Genomic DNA, 18,114 nt, shown 5'->3' on the forward strand with positions numbered 1-18,114 from the left:
ATGAGGATGCTAAATCCTCCCTATCTTCCCCATCCTCCCTACCTTCCCCATCCTCCCTACCTTCCCCATCCTCCCCATCCTCCCCATCTCCTCCACCCTCTCCCATAGACATCGGCCAGTTGCAAAAATTCTCTCTAGGGAAGGCGGATTTGCAAAGGCGGCTTTTAGAGGCTTTTCTTAAGACTTCTGAGACAGACATGGCTGATTTGGAGAGAGCGATCGCGACTAATGATTTTCTTGCTGTCGAGCAGCGAGCGCATAGGATTAAAGGTGCTTCAGCTAATCTGGGTGCGCGATCGCTCTTAGATGTTGCGGCTCAACTGGAACAACTGGGGCGATCGCGATCTCTGGAAGGAGCAAACGAACTTTCGATCGAGTTGAAAACTCACCTCGATCGCGTCCGAGATTTCATTACCACTCTTCTAGCCGAGTAGTTTCAATTACCTTTTTAGCTACTAATTTCATGATTTTTAGAGGTAAACTAGAGGTAAACTAATGGAACGTCAAGCACTCTATCAAAGCTTTAAAACTTTAAACTGGCAGCAACAGTTAGGTAATTTAGCCTCAAATATCGCCGCTATCTCCACCCAATCAATGATTCCCCAACACGACAAACTTACCCGTCACCTCTTGCGAGAAGCCGCATTATTAATCGAATGGTGTGCTTTCAATGTCCCCTCAGATTTACAGCTAGAACTCGCCCAGATTCAAAGAGAAATAATGGCATGGCACAAAATTCACCCCCTACAAGAAGCGCGAGATTTACTATCCTTACAAACTCGCCATCAATCCGATCGGATTTTACAGATGTCTGGCTTATTACAACACACAAACGAAAATGTTGAACAGTTAACAGTTAACAGTTAACAGTTAACAGTTAACCGCTAACAATTAAAAAAATGACACATCACCTTCTCAAAGCTAACTGCAAAACCGTACATCTTGGCGGCTTCTCGTGTGACTTGGAACCAGCCTTAACAATTGAGTCAGGCGATCGCATCGATGTCGAAACTTATTCCGGCTTCTACGTCTACGATCGCGCCCCTTCCGAGTTTCTCACCCCGGAATTCCTAGATATTTGTGAAAATTTGCCGCGCGATCGCAAAGTCGGCACCGGCCCCCACTTGCTCACAGGCCCTATTTATGTTAACAATGCAGAACCGGGAGACGTTTTAGAAATCAAATTAGAAAAAATTTACCCTAGTTTGCCAATAGGATTCAATGCAATTCGTCCCGGATGGGGAGCCTTACCCCAAGAATTTGTGGAACCAAGATTGCGTTTTCTTACCTTAGATTTAGATAAAAATGTAGCTCATTTTCCCATCACCAAATCTGACAGCCAAAATCTCAAATTCCAAGTCAATATTCCCCTGCATCCCTTCTTCGGCATCCTGGGCGTGGCTACAGCAGAAAATAACCGTTCCTCGATCCCGCCGGGAAATTACGGCGGCAATATGGACAACCAGGAACTGCAACCAGGATCGCGAATATTCTTACCAGTTTTTGTGCCTGGTGGCTTATTTTCCATCGGCGATGGACACTCCGCCCAAGGAGACGGCGAGATAGATGTCACTGCTATTGAAACTTCTATGAATGGTACTATACAGATTAAAATTCGTAAAGACTTAAAGCTAACTTCTCCCCTTGCAGAAACAGCTAATGATATTATTACAATGGGATTTGCGGAAACCTTAGATGCAGCCTTTGAATTAGCGCTCAAACAGATGATTGATTTTCTCGAAGAATTTATCGGTATGAGTGCAGAAGAAGCTTATGTTTTGTGTTCCATTGCTGTCAACTTTCGGATCACCCAAGTTGTAAATAGCCCCCATAAAGGAGTTCACGGTATGCTACAAAAGTCTATTTTACCACCCAACAGTTTACCATTTTAGTTAATTACTTTTTCCCTGTTCAGTCCGAATAACTACTAACAAATCATCATGTCATCTACGATCGTTCAACTCTTATTAATTGGCTTAGCTGCTGGCGTTGCTGGCGGTATGTTCGGCATCGGTGGCGGCGCAATTATGGTGCCAGCAATGGTATTATTAATGGGGATGGAGCAGAAATTTGCAACGGGTACTTCTATTGCTGCTCAAATTTTCCCTATTGGGATTTTAGCAGCGATGGTTTACTATCGCAATGGCAATTTGAATATTAAAGATGCTGTTTTTATTGCTATTGGTTTAGTTATTGGGAATCTTTTTGGAGCTCTGTTTGCGAATCAGCCTTATATCAGTAGTGAAATGATGAAGAAGCTTTATGGTGGATTTCTCTTGGTTATTGGGGTTCGATACTTATTTTTTAAGTGATTTTTGTATCAGAAGTCTGCGATCGCACTTCTTCCGGTTGCTGGGAAATATGATTAATTGGTTGACTTTGAGAAGTGGGTAAACAGAGTGGCAGAATATCCATCACTAATGTTGACCCTCTAACCCTAGTTAAAGAATGATATAGCCTTCTGTTATTCCTCACTTTCAAGGAATTGTCGAGCCACCCGTCCCCAATCAGCACGAGCATCCTGTGCCTTATTGCGTCGGGGGCCATCAGGTTGCTCATCCTCGTACCGCGCCCAAGCCATCAGCAACAATTTCAAACCTTCTAGAGAATTTGTTAGGCGAGATCGAAGTGTTTCAGGATCTACGCCTTCTACTTCCTCTTCTAAAATTTCAACAAGGTTTTTGTAGGCAGGATGGATTGTGTTTAAAGTTATAATAATTGTGCCCGGTTTAGGATCGACAGCAAAGAAAGCAGATTTGTCTCCTAAAGATGCCTTAGCAAAAACATACTTCAAGCCATCGGAAACCGTTTTAGCCGCCAACTCTTCAGCGGTAATTTGCATAACACCTTTATCTATTAAGGTGGTTTCAATGATTTCCTTTCGCTCCTCCAAAGGGAGTGATTCATTTTCGTCACTTTGCCCGTAGTGTCCTTCCTTCTTGCGTTCCTCTGTCACCTCAGTGGCAACTTTCTCAGCAGAGGAAACATTGTGCCGTTTCGGGTTACTTCGAGAGCCTTTAGTTTGTGCTTCCAACAATTCACGCATAATTGTTAGTTGAGTATTAATCTTGTGAGCAATTTCTATGAATGGCCCTCTAGGGTCTTCATCATGGGTGAGTTCTTCTTTAAGCTGATGAATTGTTTTGCCACCTGTTAGCATCAATTTGAAATCTAGGTTCGCCATTTCTGAAAAGTTACGGGCCGATTGCTTATTGTTAGTAACCCCAAATAAGTCGTCAAGCGCTGGCGGAAATTCTATCTCGATCCCCCACCATCGCTCTGTAGGTTGCTTCAGTGACCAAGACTGATCTAGTTCCAATTCACGCCTTGCACGAACCACTGAAACGCCAACATTTTTTGCAGCGTGCTGTCCATGAGGAAGGCTACCTGGGTTATTGCCCGGACGTGCTTCTTCCTTCGCATAAGAAAAGCGAATTTTCACCTCATGTTTCTGGCCACGAAACTCAATAGTAAAGGTGGCTTCATAGTTATCGTCTCCTTCCCATGCTTGAAACATTGGCTTTTCGTCGAAGGGAGCAGGACAAGAAGTCTCTGCCATGAGATAACCCGGATCGTTCGGCTGTGCAAATTTCTCTACCATAATTTTGGTAGGTTCATCAATATCAAAAGTTGCCATGCGAATGACAACTTCTTTAGTCTCTAAAAATTTTCGATACATTCGTCCAATCACGAACTCTGAATTATCGATGATTGTCTTGCCAGTCTTCCACATACAGCGATCGATATCTGACCAGACAACTAATGTTCCCGTCTGTCCAAAACCTGTTGTGACTTTTCCCCAAATTTCAGGGATCTTCTGCTTCTGAGGTTCGGGAACTTCAATAAGCTTTTTGTTTTTGATTTCATTCAAATCTAGGTAGGTGTAAATTGCATTTTCTACACCACTCTGCCAAGTCCAAACCTCCACCCGCTGACACTGGGAAAGAGAAGAGCATGGCAACCCCATACCAAATCGCCCTATTCCTGTATGTTTGTCTTCTGCTAGATAAGTTCCGTTGCCGAACTGTAAAGCCATTCGTAAGACAGTATCATCCATGCCACTACCATTATCCAAAACCGCAATTTGCTCAACGCGAGAACGACGGCGTTGTTCTAGCTGAATTCCTTTCTCCGCACAGAGAAGTTCTACCTCAGTAGCTTCCGCTTGAATGGCATTATCTATGAGTTCGGCTAGTGCATAAGCTGCGTTTTTATAACCGTTATCACGTATTGCTTTAACAAGTAAATGTCCCGGAAATATATCATGTTCTTTTGTCATTTTAACCTCCAAATGTCTTCCCAATTATTAAAAGCATCGGCAACACTGCCAAAGCCAGGTAAGTCGGTGTCTACTACAGTAACAATCTCAGCTTCTTCATTGCCACCTGCTTTAAGCCCGCGAATAGCACGTCCAACCATCTGACTGTATAAAACAAGCGACTTGGTAGGACGAGCAATTACGGCGGCACTCGTTCGCGGGGCATCAAATCCTGTTGTAAGAACGCCATAATTACAGATAATCTTAGTTTCTGGAGTGTCATCTTTAAACCTCGCAATGATTCGCTCTCTTTCTGAAGCAGGAGTTTTGGCAGTTACAGCGGATGCTTGCCAATTTCTAGCTTTCAGCACAGCAGCTAAAAGTTTTGAGTGTTCTACAGATATGGCAAACACCAAAATACGCTTGTGGCTCTTTGCCAAATCTTCAATTTCCAAGATAATGCGGAGATTGCGCTGTTCGTTTTCAGCTAGGCGAGTCAGGATATTTTTTGGTAACTCTAACTCTTCTTCAATCCGCTTCAAGTCGTTATTAGATAAATTTAATCCACTCTGATTTAACAACGAGCGGTATTTTACTTGTGCCAAGTATTGCTCTGATACTAAGTAGTCTACTGGATTATCGTAGCCAGGAACCTCCAAAGTAACCTTGCACTGTGCAAAGAATTCCGCTAACTCTTCATCAGCACTAATGTCTGCCCAAGTGCGGCCTGGTGTAGCTGTTAACCCAAGCAGTGCTGTGTGTTCGTATGGTAAAACGAGAGAATCGAGGACTAGCTTGTAAGTTCCTGCTATTGCTTGATGGGCTTCATCAATAATGACAAGAGAAGAACGAGAGCCTAATCTGTTAATGAATTGGATGCTACGTTTAGCACGACTGTAAAGCTTGGAAAAACCTGCAACTACTATGCCATCCCGCACCTGATCGAGATCGAGTTCGTGGTTTCCCCAGAAACGATAGATAGATAAATCGCGATCGCCCAAGTATTTCCAGGCGCGTTGAAACTCGGCGGCGGCTTGTTCGCAAAGTTCTTCACTGTATGCCAACCATACGACTAAAGTAGGCTCTTGCGATCGCAGGCGATCGGCAATAATGTGCATTGCCGTGCGTGTCTTTCCCGATCCGGTGGGCATATGAAGCAGAACGCGCCGAGGTTCTTTTTGGAGGTACTGTTTGACTTTGGCTGCTGCACTACGCTGATGAACAAACAAAGCGTATTGAGGCTTAGCCAAATCCGATGAGGGTGTTTCCTCAGATTCCTCTGTTGATGGCACAACCAATTCAAAAAAGTCGAAAAGGGCACGTTCGCGTTCCGATCCGCGACGTATTTTGACTTCTTTTAGCGCTTGAAAGACATCTTCATTGTCTGAAGCTGACAAAATTGTAGCGAGAATTTCAGCCTGTCTTGGTCGTAATAATTCAAATAGGATAGTGCGAGTGTCTTTTGATAAAAGCAAGCTTTCACGAGAATAAATACTCACTAAAACTTCACGCAGATTACTGGGGGTTGCTAGGGTACTGTCTAATAGCTTTACCAAGTGAAAAGCTGAACTACCAAATAGAGTTTGTAGCGTTTCTTCATCTGCTCGTGATAGTATATCATCAAAATTCAATGGATACACCCCTCGTACATATAATCATTAATAGCGAAAAAGTAAAGGCAGAAGATCCTTATCTTCGATGCCAACTTTTCCGCTATTGGCTCACAAACTTGCAGAAACTCAGCATCGAGTAATTCCGAGTTAGCCTGTAGAATCTGCGGTTCCTCACCATTGGGGCAACTGAGGAGTTGTTGAATCAGATTAGTGTAAGCTTGGGCGCGGTTTTCATCCACGATCGCAATGGGTTAGGCAATAACACCGAGTCCATCTTATCATAATTTATGCCGCAATTGGACGATACCGCTTTTGTAGTATTTTAATCTTTATGTCAGAATTGAGGAAACAACCATTAACCCAACTAACGAACAAGCCCAAATCTGTCTGCGCCTCTGTCAGTGGTTATCCAACGGCTTTAAAGATATTCAACTATTCCGTTTCGATTACCAAACAGGAGATGTCTATATTTTCGCAGGCGATGAATTGCAAATAATTGTACCCCCTAGTGGACTTTGGTATTTTCTATGAAACCGAACTTTGAAGCAATGACTAATGCTGAACTGAAAGCTTATGCACTTGCACATCGCGGCGGCGATGACGATCTTGAAGCTTTGCGCGTGCTAGTTAGTCGCCGTAAACCCGACTCAGAAGCGATTATATTTCACCCGCCAAAGAACAAAGAAGAAGAACAAGAACAATTTGAATTATTCAAGCGGATAGTGGATGAGAAGACTCGAAAGAAAACCGCTGAGAGTTAAAATAAAGAGAGCGCGATCGCGCTTTATAGAAGAGATGGGAAAAAACCCGGTTTCTTTGATTCTGCATTGCAGACACATGGACGATCGCGCTCGATTTAACTTTACTTGAAAATGCGCGATCGCTCTTTGGGTACATCCTTCTCATTCTCAGGTAATATTCACTCAAACCGATCTCTGTCGCGTGGTAGAGTTTATAAAGTTATTAAATTTTGTAAAATCAACTTAATTTCCTACCCTCAGAGCGTCAACTATGGAAACGTATGATGTCATTATCATCGGAGCCGGTCACAACGGGCTAACCTGTGCAGCTTACCTCCTCAAAGCAGGATATAGCGTCCTCCTACTCGAAAAACGCTCTGTCCCTGGAGGGGCCGCCACCACCGAGGCCGCAATTCCAGAACTGCCAGATTTTAAATTTAACCTCTGTGCAATCGACCACGAATTTATCCATTTAGGGCCTGTTATTGAAGAATTAGAACTAGGGAAATATGGATTAGAATATCTATTTTGCGATCCAGTTGTCTTTTGCCCAAACCCAGATGGCAAATACTTCTTAGCCCACAAATCTGTAGAAAAAACCTGTGCGGAAATAGCCCGCTATAGCCCTCGCGATGCAAAGAAATACGCCGAATATACTGATTTTTGGCAGCGGGCCCTCGGTGCAATGATTCCCATGTTCAATGCACCACCCAAATCCGTCATTGATATCGCCGGGAACTACAACATTAAAAAACTCAAAGACTTGTTTTCAGTTATCGGTTCCCCAGACAAAACTTTCGACTTTATTCGCACGATGCTTACCAGCGCTGAGGACATTCTTAACGAGTGGTTTGATTCGGAATTCCTCAAAGCGCCCCTAGCAAGACTCGCCTCAGAACTCGGTGCGCCTCCCTCTCAAAAAACCATTGCTGTCGGTGCAATTATGATGGCAATGCGGCACAATCCTGGCATGGCCAGACCGCGAGGAGGCACGGGTTCTTTAGTAAAAGCATTGGTTAATTTAGTACACAGTTATGCAGGTAAAATCCTGACCGACCAGCACGTTGAAAAAGTGTTAGTTGATAACGGTCGCGCTGTAGGAGTTCGAGTTGCCGGAGGCGTAGAATATCGAGCTACAAAAGGTGTTATTTCTAATATAGATGCTAAACGCTTGTTTTTGCACTTAATGGATGACAGCGATGTTGATAGTGCCGATCGCAATTTGCGGGAACGCCTAGAGCGCAAAATTGTTAACAACAATGAGACTATTCTCAAAATAGATTTAGCTCTCAGCGAAGCGCCTCGGTTTGAAAGGTACAATCATCAAGATGAATATCTGATCGGTTCAGTATTAATTGCTGATTCCGTGAAGCACGTCGAAATTGCTCACAGCGAGCCTAGTATTGGCAGAATTCCTGACTCTGACCCCTCTATGTATGTGGTAGTGCCGACAATGCTAGACCCGTCGATGGCTCCCCCCGGTAAACATACTGTCTGGATTGAGTTTTTTGCTCCTTATCAGATCGAAAATGCTGAAGGCACTGGTTTGCACGGAACTGGTTGGACGGATGAATTAAAACACAAAGTAGCTGATCGCTGCATTGATAAATTAGCAGAATATGCGCCTAATATCAAGAATGCAATTATCGGTCGCCGCGTGGAAAGTCCGGCAGAATTGGGAGAACGTTTAGGGGCATTGAAGGGTAATTATTACCATGTAGATATGACTCTGGATCAGATGATCTTTTTCCGTCCTTTACCGGAGTTAGCCAATTACAAAACACCGATTGAAGGTTTGTATTTAACGGGTGCGGGTACGCATCCGGGCGGCTCGATTTCGGGGATGCCGGGACGCAACTGCGCTCGTATTTTTATGCACGCGCAGCAACCAATCGCGCAGACTTTGGCAGATGCGGCTAACTCGCTGAAATCTACGGCAAAGTCTGTATTTGGGGGAGCCTCCGATTTGTAAAAGACCTCATCCCCCATCCTAACCCTCTACTGAGAGAAGAGGGAAAAGTAATAAATTTGCTATTGGTTCGGGGGAGTAATTAATACTATTAAACTCACAGAGATTTAATAGTATTAATCCTGCTCCCCTCTCCTTGCAGTCTACAGATTAGGGGAGATCCCTTTTTTGATTTTCATTTTTTAACCTCTACCACAGTAAAATACTCAGTCTTTGTAGGGATGAAAAAGCAGATCTAAAATTGAGAGACTAAGATTGCCGTTACCCATTTTTGAGCAATGACAGACCGGGTTTTGATTATTGGAGGCCGGGGGCGAATTGGCACCAGCGTGGCTAAAGATTTAGTCGCCCATACTCAGGCGCAAATTACCCTGACTGGACGCGATACAGGGGGAATAGCTGCTAATACATCTACGCCGAAGCAGGCGGAGTATTTGCCACTAAATTTAGGGGATAAGCAAGCTTTACGAAAAGCTGTTGCTGCTTCCAACCTCGTCATCCACACGGCGGGGCCTTTTCACCACCGCGATGCTTCGGTACTCAAAACTTGTATTGAGGAAGGCATTAACTATCTCGATGTCAGCGACAGTCGCAGCTTCACTCGTAGGGCTTTAGAATGCCGCGATGCTGCTAAAAATGCTGGGATTACAGCTATTATTAATACGGGAATTTTCCCCGGAGTTTCTAATAGCATGGTACGCCGAGATGTAGAACAATTGGATGAGGCAGAACGCATTCACTTGAGTTATGTTGTCGGAGGTTCGGGCGGGGCTGGGGTAACAGTAATGCGAACTACGTTTTTAGGGTTGCAAACGCCTTTTGAGGTGTGGTTAGATGGCAAGTGGCAAACTGTTAAACCCTATAGCGATCGCGAAACAGTTGAATTTCCCCAACCCTACAGCAAAACAGGGGTTTACTGGTTTGATATGCCAGAATCTATTACTTTACCTGAATCTTTCCCAGTTAAAACTGTAATTACCAAATTTGGCACTAATCCTGACCTTTACAATTATCTTACCTGGTTTGTAGCTAACTATTGGCCGGATAGCTGGCTTAAGAATCATAAGGTCATCGAATTTTTGTCCTATGTGAGCTACGGTATGACCAGTTTTAGCAATCAGTTTAGCGGGATTGGGGTAGCAGTGCGTTCCGAAGTAACTGGCCTTAAAAATGGTCGAGAAGCTAAAGTTTGCTCGACGGTAGTACATGAAAATGCCGCAGATGCTACTGGTATAGGTACGGGTACAATTGCCCAATTGATATTAGATGGCAAACTGACTTATCCAGGAGTTTGGCCTGTAGAACAGGCCCTTCCGACTGATTTGTTTGAACAATCTATGGAAAGTCGGGGTCTTAAGATTGAACAAGAATTACTGTGAGGTCATTTTATTTTCACATAGGAGTAATTGGTAATTGGTAATTGGTAATTGGTAATTGGTAATGGCTAATAGCTAATCCCTAATTGGTAATACTCTTTTGTGCGTTTTTTCCTGCGCTTTAATCTGCCTAAAGATAGAAGCAGTGAAGGTGGATTTACATATAGACTATTTATAGTCGTTTAAATCTAGTGCTTCCCTCCGATTGTTGGAGGATGGTATTAGCTCAAATACGGCGCTCTTAACTTAGATTTCTGTGCTGGGGTACAGGGAAAGGTTAACTAATACAAATCGTAAAAAACTAGGAGGAGGAATTTACATGAAGAGAATTTTATCAACATTGGGACAGGCATTTCGCAAAAGTATTTTGGCGGTTTGCTTGATGAGTTTAATCAGCTTAACAGGTGTAATGATATTGCCTGGTCAGCCCGCTTATGCCGCCATAGTAGACATAAGTAGTAACCAGACAAAAACAGGTGCTACAATAGAAGGTTTTTCTAAAGATAATAAGGCGGTTGTAAATCGAGATGAAGCTTACGAAGAAGCAGTGAAAGCAACCGAAAAACCTAAAGTAGGGATAGAGAAGGTTTACGAACAGGATTTACACGCTTACCAAGAAGAAAATCCCCCAGAAAGCATCCTAGAGAAAGCGGAAGAAGCAATTGACAAAATAACTGCTCAGCCGCGATAGAAGGATTGCTACCTCTGGTAATTTCACGAGCTTACTAGAAAAAGCAGAAAAGATGTAAGAATAAACTGACAGAGAAGGAATAAATCAAATATCTTTCGGTCGCAGTGTCGAGTTTAAATCGCTAGCTTAAACTAACCTTAATTTAGTAAAATTTAAGGTTGGTTTTTGATTTATATTCCTAATAGCGTAGAGCTAATTCATCCTTGAGGAAGATGATGCGCTCGCCTTTCAAAAAGTAGATTAGAGAAAAGTAATTCTACTGAGAAAAAAGGAAAAAATATCATGGCAGATATCAAACACAATACTAATGAATCTGATGCAAACTTAGATCCCATTTCTGGGGAGCCAGGAGCTCATCCAGTGGGGACGGGTATTGGTGCGGCGAGTGCAGGAGCGGCTGGTGCTGCGATCGGTGGTGCGATTGGTGGGCCTGTGGGAGCAGTAGTGGGTGCTGCTGTGGGCGCAGTTGCTGGGGGTTTGGTCGGTAAGGGTGCGGCTGAATCGGTTAACCCAACGGAAGAAGAGGCTTACTGGGAAGAGAATTACAACAGCCGGCCTTATGCAGAGGTAGACACGGACTATGAATACTACAGACCGGCTTACCGCACGGGATATGAGGGATACAGCCGCTACAGGACTACGGGCAAGAGCTTTGATGAGATTGAGGGGGATTTACAGAGAGATTACGAAAAAAATCGCGGTAAGTCAAATTTGAGCTGGGAAAAGGCGAAATACGCAGCCCGCGATGCGTGGGATAAGGTAGAGCGCAAAGTTCCAGGCGATATTGACAGAGACGGACGCTAAATGCGATCGCGCTGAGTTTCCCAATTCCCCTTAAAAAACAGGGCTATTTCTTTCTCCCCAAAAATTTGTTTGACCTCTCCCCAACCTCTCCTACAAGGAGAGGGGGGAAGAAAAAGGGGGGGCTTAAGGTTCTGAGCTTTTTTTAGGGAAAACTCAAATATCTTCCTTTGGATCGATCTAATTTTAAGCTAATTAGGATTAAGATCCAGCTCAAATTAAGAGAGTAAATTGTGGAAGCTATTCTGGAAAGAGCTTGGGAACTCAAGCAAAATTTAATAGACTTTGTGCTAGACGCAGAGGGAGAGTTAGCGGTAGCTTTAGAAGCCTATATAGCGGCGGGTTCGGCGCGCGATCGCTATGACATCGCCCAGCAAAATCAGTTAGTGGACACTTTTCTCGTCGAAGGTAGAGTCGCAGAGCAAACCCCTCTGGATTTATTTATCGCTCAGACAGAGTTAGAAGAGAGCGATCGCCAATTATTAGACAACTGGCGGCGCAGCTTTATAGGCTTATTTGAAATTAGCCAAATTTTACCCGATGGCTTCGAGTTAATTAACTGGCTAACGGCCAAACACTACACCGTTAAAGTCAGTAGTTCTGAAACGCTCAAAGATACGGCCAAACTAAAAGTAGGGGAAATTTTGCTGGTTCGTATTGCCCCCGTGAGCGATAGTTACTGGATGTTTTCAGGGCCTCACATTTTAATGGGAAAATTGGGTAAACCTAAACTAGCTGTCGCTATTGGTAACTTCAAGCAGAATCATAAAAATGCTCTTTATAGCGATGCTCCAGAATTGTTAGAACAGGCGTGGCAGTCAGTCGAACAGTATCACCAAGAATTTACGGATTTTTTTGGTAGCGATGAAGTCAATCTTTCGGGATATCACCTCAATAAAAAGATTGCTGAATTCCAAGAAGTAATTACCAAAAAACGCCTAGCTGAAGCTGGCATTGATAATTCCAAATCTCTTGAGGAAATAGCAACAGAATCGGGAGTTGATGCTACAGAACTCAGGGCCGCAGCAACAGAAATGGGGGCTGATGCCGATACAGTCGATCGAATGTTAGGCAAGCCAGACTCCAAAATGGTGATGCCCAAAATTGACTTGCCTGATACTCTTAAAAAAGCCGAACAGGTAACGGCTATTTCTCATCCTCGTTGGGGTCAGATGTTTTTACCTACCTACACTCAAGTCACGGCTCTGTTAGAAACTGAAGACTGGCAAAGCTTGCCTAATGCTAACAAGTTAGTTCGCTATTACTTGGAAGATGCGACGATTAATGCTTTCATCTGGCAGCGTTTAGCCCAAACTTACCCAACCCAACTAGAAAAAGTTTTGCAAACAGTATTAGAGCGGCCAGATTTTAATTTGGAGCGCGATTTAGAGCAACTTTTGCAAACATACAATAAACCCTTAAAGCCGGAACTACCAGAAATTGCCAGCGTTCCCCTGCACTTGCATAATTTATTTCAAGAGGCTATGGCTGAAGTTAATAAGTCCAAGTCTAAGTCCGGGGATAAAAAGAAAGGTGCTAAAGGCTTTAAATCCTCTTAGTTGTCCTTGATTTAACCGTAATTTGATTCGGGGTGTTTGCCTAAGAGTCGTAATTGTCGCTCGGTGGCAACAGCAAGAATTTCGGGATTGAATTGCCAAGGCCAAGGCGAGAATTTCTGGGCAATATTGCGGTGGGAATAATGTACTTGCAACAGGTAGCGCGTGCGATCTGGAGTGGTATTTTTACCGCCAGAATGCCAGATTTCGCTGCGGAAAAATAGCACGTCTCCAGCTTTGCACAGGACTGGTTCAGGTGCGCGTCCGTTCCAAGTTTCTTCGCCTTGATTTGGCTCTCGGCCAGATTTGTGACTGCCAGGAATTATGTAGGTAGGACAGAGATCTTCTGTGATGTCGCTCAGGTAGAAATGGGCGGTACAAATCCACACTGGTAGTTTAAAATGAGGATAGAGAAACACAGTTTCGGGAACAGGGACTAAGAGCTGATCTGTGTGGACGCGCCAACCATTATAGCCGGGAAAACTTTTCCAGGCAGTCATGCCAATGATGTGACATTGATCGCCCATCAATGCCTCTGCTAAGTCTACGATTCCGGGTCGATCGAGGTAGGAAAGCCAGAGGCGATCGCGATTGAAAACGCACTTGAAATGATCGTTAAGTTCGCTCCAACTACTGCCATCTAAACCGAAGGGTTGGAGGCGATCGATCGCTGTACGGGCTGCCGTTACTTCCTCAGCGTTGAGTACGTTGGGGATCAGTACATAACCGTCCTCGTGCATCGCCTCGATCGCGATCGGGATATCGTTGAGCGCTAACGTCTTCTGCCTATAGGTGAAAGATTCGCTCACCGCCGCTACGTTCATGGTTTCAATTTAGTTGAAGAAAAAGAGCTTTCCTATCTACAGACTACGCGATCGGCAGGTAAAAATCCAGCCTGGTGCTGTTGGAAATGCTCTGAACCGCTGAGTTTGACTATGTTCGCTCGTAAGACTGAACTTTTTCTGTCTATACTCACTTAAAATTATTGCTATGAGGGAATAGTAAGTTATAACAAAATAGGAGCCTTGCCAGGAGAAGCCTCAAGCAAGCTGTTTGCAGTCTGCCACAGCTAACCCCTACAGAGCTACTATTAGATCAATCAAATTAAAATGAGCTAAGACGCTATGGTAACTCGCGGCTTTTTATCTTCAGGCAAAACTAAAAAATCTAAAGTGATGCCAACTTCCAGGTTCACAAGTGACTTTTCGGAGGCTACTAAAAGTGAATTCAGAATAAAATTAAACAGTTTGCAGCCTACTGTTTCAGAAGCGCAGGAAATCATCTACCAGTTTTTTATCGATCTGGTTCGAGACAGTTCTCCAGATGCGGTGCTGGCAGAATTTAAGCATTTATTTATTGAGCCTGTCCCCTCAGCTAATACCGAAGCAATTTGGGCGCTCAAGATCGTGATCGAATCGCAAAATGAGGCAGAGTTCAAAAATTTATTCAAGCGTTGTTGCTATATTATCCTCAATAACTGGGTAGGACGGCGCAATTACCAAATAACGCAAGACTTAATTCAACTGGTTTCAAATTGGCAAAACCACCACCTCCCCTCAGACAATCACTTCCAACAAATGAGAGCTTGGCTGGCAAGTTTTGTCAAGAGTCAAGACTACCAAGAAATCAAGCTATTTGTTTCTAGATATGACGAGAATTGCGTTCAAACTAACTGGACTGAGCGCTACACATCTTTTTTGCTCGCTCCTCAGTATGTGGATGAAAAAAATCCCATAGAACAGCGCCAAGCCGCTCAAAAATTCTCCAAGCAACTCAAAGAAAAATTTAAGTTTGAACTGGCACTTTATACCGCCCACGCTCAAGCTGGTGATTTCAAAGATTCGGCTTTTGAAAATCCTACAGTTTTAGGAGATGAAGTTCTACTTTTAATTAAAAATATTGTAGCCAGACGGGGCTTGTTGAGCTATGCCAGCTTAGCCAAGACTTTTCTTGCCCAAATCAAAGATATTAACTATAAGGAGTTCAAAAAAAGTTTATTAATATATTTGTTTCATTCGACTGAAAAAGAGACTCCCTTAGTTAAAACGCTGAAAACTTTGATACTTAAGAAGGTAGATAATCTTTATGAAACTTATGATGCTGAAACAATTAACAACTCTCTAATTTTGATGACTTGCAACAAAGTCATCAAGATTTTAACGCTGGAAAAAGTAGGTAGCCCTTCCCCAGTATTTACATTGTTAGTATCTCAAAATAATCCTTTAACTTTGGCAGTTATGCTGCTCAAGCTGGTTTTGATCTCCCCTAATTCTAGGACACATTTAGAAGTTTGTATTGCCCTGTTAATTGGTCATTATCAAAAGAAGGCACCAGATAAATGTCAGGGGTTTATTAAGTTCTTAGAAATCTGCAAAATCGCCCTAACTATTTATGCGGAAAACGTTCAGTATAACTTAGTTAAGATGTCAGCAAACGATCGAACTAATCCAGAAGTTCTAGATCTAGATAGCTATCGAGTTTTTTCTCTGCATAAAAGTCCTCCCAAAAAAGAATAAACTTAGTTCAATTGTCAGGTGGGCGATCGCCTCTCTCAAGAATTAAAAATTAAAAATTAAAAATTAAAAATTAAATTGATTTCGTTTTTGATTTTTAACTTTTAATTTTTAATTGGATTTACCTATGAGTTACAGGCGATCGCGATCGTGGCTGTATAATTTGCTGCAAGCTTTTCCTCTCAGGTAGCAATATTATTAGGACTTACACAGGTCGTCCCAGAAACCGGGTTTTTGGGAGAATCTGTGGGTCAGGGCGAAGTATTTTCGTCAAAAAACCCGGTTTCTTTGGTGGGATGCGTAAGTCCTGAATCTGCCTTCTACCTTCTGCCTCCTGCCTCCTGCCTCCAAGGGTTCATTAGCGATCGCTACTTACGCTCACCTATTGTTAAGATACAAGGGGTTTAAAAACACGCCCTAGACCAGCTACAAAGCTAAACACTTTTTGGGAATTAACAGGATGTCTACTTCTGCATCAACCAATTTGGAATCCTCGATTCCAAAATCTCCATCGGGATCGATTGTCTTCATTGACTCCAGCTTAGATGACTGGCAAACTTTAGCCGCAGGCGTACCTGACGGTGTAGAGTGTATCAGCATCGATCGCCACAAAAATGGTATTGAACAAATCACTTCAGAATTGCAAAAATATGCTTCTGTTCGCGGAAATATTGACGCAGTTCACATTATTTCTCACGGTAGTCCTGGCAAGTTGCAGCTAGGTTCTACTTTTCTAGGTAGTGACAATTTAGAACAATACACTAGCCAATTTCAAAAGTGGCACAGCACCCTATCCGCTCAAGCAGATGTTATGCTTTATGCCTGCGATGTTGCCGCAGGTGAAGGCATTGACTTCGTACAGAAATTAAGTCAATTAACTGGTGCTGATGTTGCCGCATCTACTAATACAACAGGTAGCAATGGCGACTGGAATTTAGAGTTTGTTAATGGTGAAATTGAATCGTCTTTAGCTGTGAAACCAGAGGTATTGGCGGGTTATAAAGGTGCTTTAGCCACTCTCACCGTTAGCAATAATAATGATAGCGGTGCGGGTTCTTTGAGGGCGGCAATTGCATCGGCTACCTCTGGAGATACGATTGTATTTGCCCCCAGTTTAGCTAATCAGACAATTGTGCTTACCAGCGGTCAACTGGTTATTGACAAAAACTTGACTATTGACGGTGCTGCTGCTACGAATTTAACAATTAGTGGCAATAACGCCTCTCGTGTTATGGATGTAGGTGGCGTTACTTTTACTGTTAAAAATCTAATTATTGCCAATGGTAAGCTTACGGGTAGCGATGAAACTACAGGTGCAGGTGCAGGGATTCGTGGCGGCAACAGCAGCAATTTAACAGTAGATAATTGCCAATTTAAAAATAATATTGCGGGCTTTGCTGGAGGAATTTTTACTGGATTCAAAAGTACCAATACTGTGACTAACAGTATTTTTGAGGGCAATGAAGGCACATCAGCTAATAAAGAACAAGGTGCAGGCGCGATCGCAACTAAGAGCGGCAGTTCTCTCACAGTACAAGGCTCTACTTTTAGTAAAAATAAAGGAATTAACGGCGGAGCAATCAATAATCTTTTAAGTAATCTCACAGTAGAAAACTCGACTTTCCTCAATAACGATACGACGGCTGGCAGTGGTACAAATACCAATGGTTATGGCGGTGCAATTTACACCGATGGGGCGAGTGAAATTACCGATGACTCTATCGGCGGCACGATTACTATTCGCAACAGTCGCTTTGAAGGGAATAAAGGCAAAGGGCAAGGGGGGGCGATGTTTCTGTTTGCCTATCCCCCCGATAAGGTGGCAATTGAAGGCAGCATAATCATCAATAATCAGGTACAAAAAGGCTCTGGAAATGATGCTTTGGGTGGGGGAGTACGGATTGGTAACGGTGCTTATACTATCAGCAAAACTACTTTTGCTAACAATATATCTGAGGCTCAGGGCGGTGGTTTGTGGGTAGGAGAAGAATCACCAGGTACGATTACTAATAGTACATTTTTTGGGAATCAAGCCGTAGATGCAGGAAATAGTGCTAGTGGTTTAGGCGGCGGGTTATTTTTCGCGACTACTAGCAATCAGAAGATTGTGAATACAACGATTGCTGGGAACAAAGCGGGAAGCGAAGGCGGAGGGATTGTTGGCAGCACTAATATTACGCTGACTAATACAATAGTTGCCAATAATACGGCAAACAATGAGTTTAATAATAAGCAAAATGCCTCGGATGGAAAAGGGTTTTCTCAGAATCCAGCACCTTACTTTACTGATGGTGGCGGTAATTTACAGTGGCCGGCAATTACCAATAATTTCAATAATGGCAATATTACAGCTAATGTCTTGCAAACTGACCCAAAACTAGGCCCCTTACAAGAGAATGGTGGCGGTTTGCAGACGGTGGCATTGCTAACAGGAAGTGCGGCAATTGATGCGGGTAAAAATACAGATGCGGCTGCTACGGATCAGCGTGGTGTCACTCGGCCTCAAGATGGTGATAGTAATGGGAGTGCGATCGCAGATATCGGCGCTTACGAGTTTTCGCTAACACCAGTCCCCACGCCTACGCCAACACCTACAC

Annotated in this window: 16 protein-coding genes; 13 read left to right on the forward strand and 3 right to left on the reverse strand. The window is 43.4% G+C overall.

Annotated features, from left to right (window positions below):
• The 4 genes from PN499_RS19290 to PN499_RS19305 form a co-directional block, all read left to right on the forward strand.
• Nucleotides 1–434: Hpt domain-containing protein (locus PN499_RS19290; RefSeq protein ID WP_272033722.1), on the forward strand; the 434-nt coding region annotated here is incomplete at its 5' end.
• A gap of 61 nt (nucleotides 435–495) precedes the next feature.
• Nucleotides 496–867, forward strand: a complete 372-nt coding sequence (locus tag PN499_RS19295) for a hypothetical protein (RefSeq protein ID WP_272033723.1) — start codon at nucleotides 496–498, stop codon at nucleotides 865–867.
• 32 nt (nucleotides 868–899) lie between these two features.
• Nucleotides 900–1,892, forward strand: a complete 993-nt coding sequence (locus PN499_RS19300) for an acetamidase/formamidase family protein (protein ID WP_272033724.1) — start codon at nucleotides 900–902, stop codon at nucleotides 1,890–1,892.
• Between the two features lie 48 nt (nucleotides 1,893–1,940).
• Entirely contained in the window at nucleotides 1,941–2,312 is a 372-nt protein-coding gene (locus PN499_RS19305) for a sulfite exporter TauE/SafE family protein (RefSeq protein WP_272033725.1), read from the forward strand.
• Nucleotides 2,313–2,464: 152 nt separating this feature from the next.
• Here the strand turns inward: PN499_RS19305 and PN499_RS19310 are convergent, their stop codons facing one another.
• Both PN499_RS19310 and PN499_RS19315 read right to left on the reverse strand, forming a co-directional pair.
• Complete coding sequence (locus tag PN499_RS19310) at nucleotides 2,465–4,279, reverse strand: ATP-binding protein (protein WP_272033726.1); 1,815 nt, start codon at nucleotides 4,277–4,279, stop codon at nucleotides 2,465–2,467.
• The gene (locus PN499_RS19315) at nucleotides 4,276–5,889 is read right to left on the reverse strand and encodes a DEAD/DEAH box helicase (RefSeq protein ID WP_272033727.1); all 1,614 of its coding nucleotides are present in this window, start codon (nucleotides 5,887–5,889) and stop codon (nucleotides 4,276–4,278) included. Before PN499_RS19315 ends, PN499_RS19310 begins: the two co-directional genes overlap by 4 nt.
• A 336-nt stretch (nucleotides 5,890–6,225) precedes the next feature.
• Between PN499_RS19315 and PN499_RS29690 the strand changes: the two genes are divergently transcribed.
• The 7 genes from PN499_RS29690 to PN499_RS19345 all read left to right on the forward strand — a co-directional run bounded on the left by PN499_RS29690 (nucleotide 6,226) and on the right by PN499_RS19345 (nucleotide 13,007).
• Nucleotides 6,226–6,402 carry a DUF6888 family protein gene (locus PN499_RS29690; RefSeq protein ID WP_417063889.1) on the forward strand — a complete coding sequence of 59 codons (177 nt, stop codon included), beginning with the start codon at nucleotides 6,226–6,228 and terminating at the stop codon, nucleotides 6,400–6,402.
• The gene (locus tag PN499_RS19320; protein ID WP_272033728.1) at nucleotides 6,399–6,632 is read left to right on the forward strand and encodes a DUF6887 family protein; all 234 of its coding nucleotides are present in this window, start codon (nucleotides 6,399–6,401) and stop codon (nucleotides 6,630–6,632) included. The genes PN499_RS29690 and PN499_RS19320 overlap by 4 nt, the downstream gene beginning before the upstream one ends.
• Nucleotides 6,633–6,882: 250 nt before the next feature.
• On the forward strand, nucleotides 6,883–8,583 hold the full coding sequence (gene crtO, locus PN499_RS19325; protein WP_272033729.1) for a beta-carotene ketolase CrtO: 1,701 nt from the start codon (nucleotides 6,883–6,885) through the stop codon (nucleotides 8,581–8,583).
• Between the two features lie 275 nt (nucleotides 8,584–8,858).
• Nucleotides 8,859–9,959, forward strand: a complete 1,101-nt coding sequence (locus PN499_RS19330) for a saccharopine dehydrogenase family protein (protein ID WP_272033730.1) — start codon at nucleotides 8,859–8,861, stop codon at nucleotides 9,957–9,959.
• 316 nt (nucleotides 9,960–10,275) lie between these two features.
• Nucleotides 10,276–10,647 carry a hypothetical protein gene (locus PN499_RS19335; RefSeq protein ID WP_272033731.1) on the forward strand — a complete coding sequence of 124 codons (372 nt, stop codon included), beginning with the start codon at nucleotides 10,276–10,278 and terminating at the stop codon, nucleotides 10,645–10,647.
• Between the two features lie 282 nt (nucleotides 10,648–10,929).
• Nucleotides 10,930–11,451 carry a hypothetical protein gene (locus PN499_RS19340; protein WP_272033732.1) on the forward strand — a complete coding sequence of 174 codons (522 nt, stop codon included), beginning with the start codon at nucleotides 10,930–10,932 and terminating at the stop codon, nucleotides 11,449–11,451.
• 230 nt (nucleotides 11,452–11,681) lie between these two features.
• On the forward strand, nucleotides 11,682–13,007 hold the full coding sequence (locus tag PN499_RS19345) for a hypothetical protein (protein ID WP_272033733.1): 1,326 nt from the start codon (nucleotides 11,682–11,684) through the stop codon (nucleotides 13,005–13,007).
• Nucleotides 13,008–13,018: 11 nt separating this feature from the next.
• Here PN499_RS19345 and PN499_RS19350 read toward each other — a convergent pair whose 3' ends face one another.
• Nucleotides 13,019–13,828, reverse strand: a complete 810-nt coding sequence (locus PN499_RS19350; protein WP_272033734.1) for a phytanoyl-CoA dioxygenase family protein — start codon at nucleotides 13,826–13,828, stop codon at nucleotides 13,019–13,021.
• A 351-nt stretch (nucleotides 13,829–14,179) separates the two neighbouring features.
• On the opposite strand from PN499_RS19350, the gene PN499_RS19355 reads away from it, so the two are divergent.
• Together PN499_RS19355 and PN499_RS19360 are read left to right on the forward strand one after the other, a co-directional pair.
• Nucleotides 14,180–15,520: a hypothetical protein gene (locus tag PN499_RS19355; protein WP_272033735.1), complete on the forward strand. Its 1,341-nt coding sequence runs from the start codon at nucleotides 14,180–14,182 to the stop codon at nucleotides 15,518–15,520.
• 457 nt (nucleotides 15,521–15,977) lie between these two features.
• A partial coding sequence (locus tag PN499_RS19360; protein WP_272033736.1) for a DUF4347 domain-containing protein occupies nucleotides 15,978–18,114 on the forward strand: 2,137 nt, incomplete at its 3' end.

Origin of the sequence: Kamptonema animale CS-326 (assembly GCF_028330895.1) — a bacterium.
In the GTDB taxonomy this organism is placed as follows: domain Bacteria; phylum Cyanobacteriota; class Cyanobacteriia; order Cyanobacteriales; family Microcoleaceae; genus Kamptonema; species Kamptonema formosum.

Bases quoted from the DNA above. Each gene is read 5' to 3' on its own strand.
- PN499_RS19305 (WP_272033725.1), top strand. From the start codon at position 1,941: ATGTCATCTACGATCGTTCAACTCTTATTAATTGGCTTAGCTGCTGGC.
- PN499_RS19340 (WP_272033732.1), top strand. From the start codon at position 10,930: ATGGCAGATATCAAACACAATACTAATGAATCTGATGCAAACTTAGAT.
- PN499_RS19300 (WP_272033724.1), top strand. From the start codon at position 900: ATGACACATCACCTTCTCAAAGCTAACTGCAAAACCGTACATCTTGGC.
- PN499_RS19335 (WP_272033731.1), top strand. From the start codon at position 10,276: ATGAAGAGAATTTTATCAACATTGGGACAGGCATTTCGCAAAAGTATT.
- PN499_RS19310 (WP_272033726.1), bottom strand. From the start codon at position 4,279: ATGACAAAAGAACATGATATATTTCCGGGACATTTACTTGTTAAAGCA.
- PN499_RS19355 (WP_272033735.1), top strand. From the start codon at position 14,180: ATGCCAACTTCCAGGTTCACAAGTGACTTTTCGGAGGCTACTAAAAGT.
- PN499_RS19350 (WP_272033734.1), bottom strand. From the start codon at position 13,828: ATGAACGTAGCGGCGGTGAGCGAATCTTTCACCTATAGGCAGAAGACG.
- PN499_RS19330 (WP_272033730.1), top strand. From the start codon at position 8,859: ATGACAGACCGGGTTTTGATTATTGGAGGCCGGGGGCGAATTGGCACC.
- PN499_RS19320 (WP_272033728.1), top strand. From the start codon at position 6,399: ATGAAACCGAACTTTGAAGCAATGACTAATGCTGAACTGAAAGCTTAT.
- PN499_RS19295 (WP_272033723.1), top strand. From the start codon at position 496: ATGGAACGTCAAGCACTCTATCAAAGCTTTAAAACTTTAAACTGGCAG.
- crtO (WP_272033729.1), top strand. From the start codon at position 6,883: ATGGAAACGTATGATGTCATTATCATCGGAGCCGGTCACAACGGGCTA.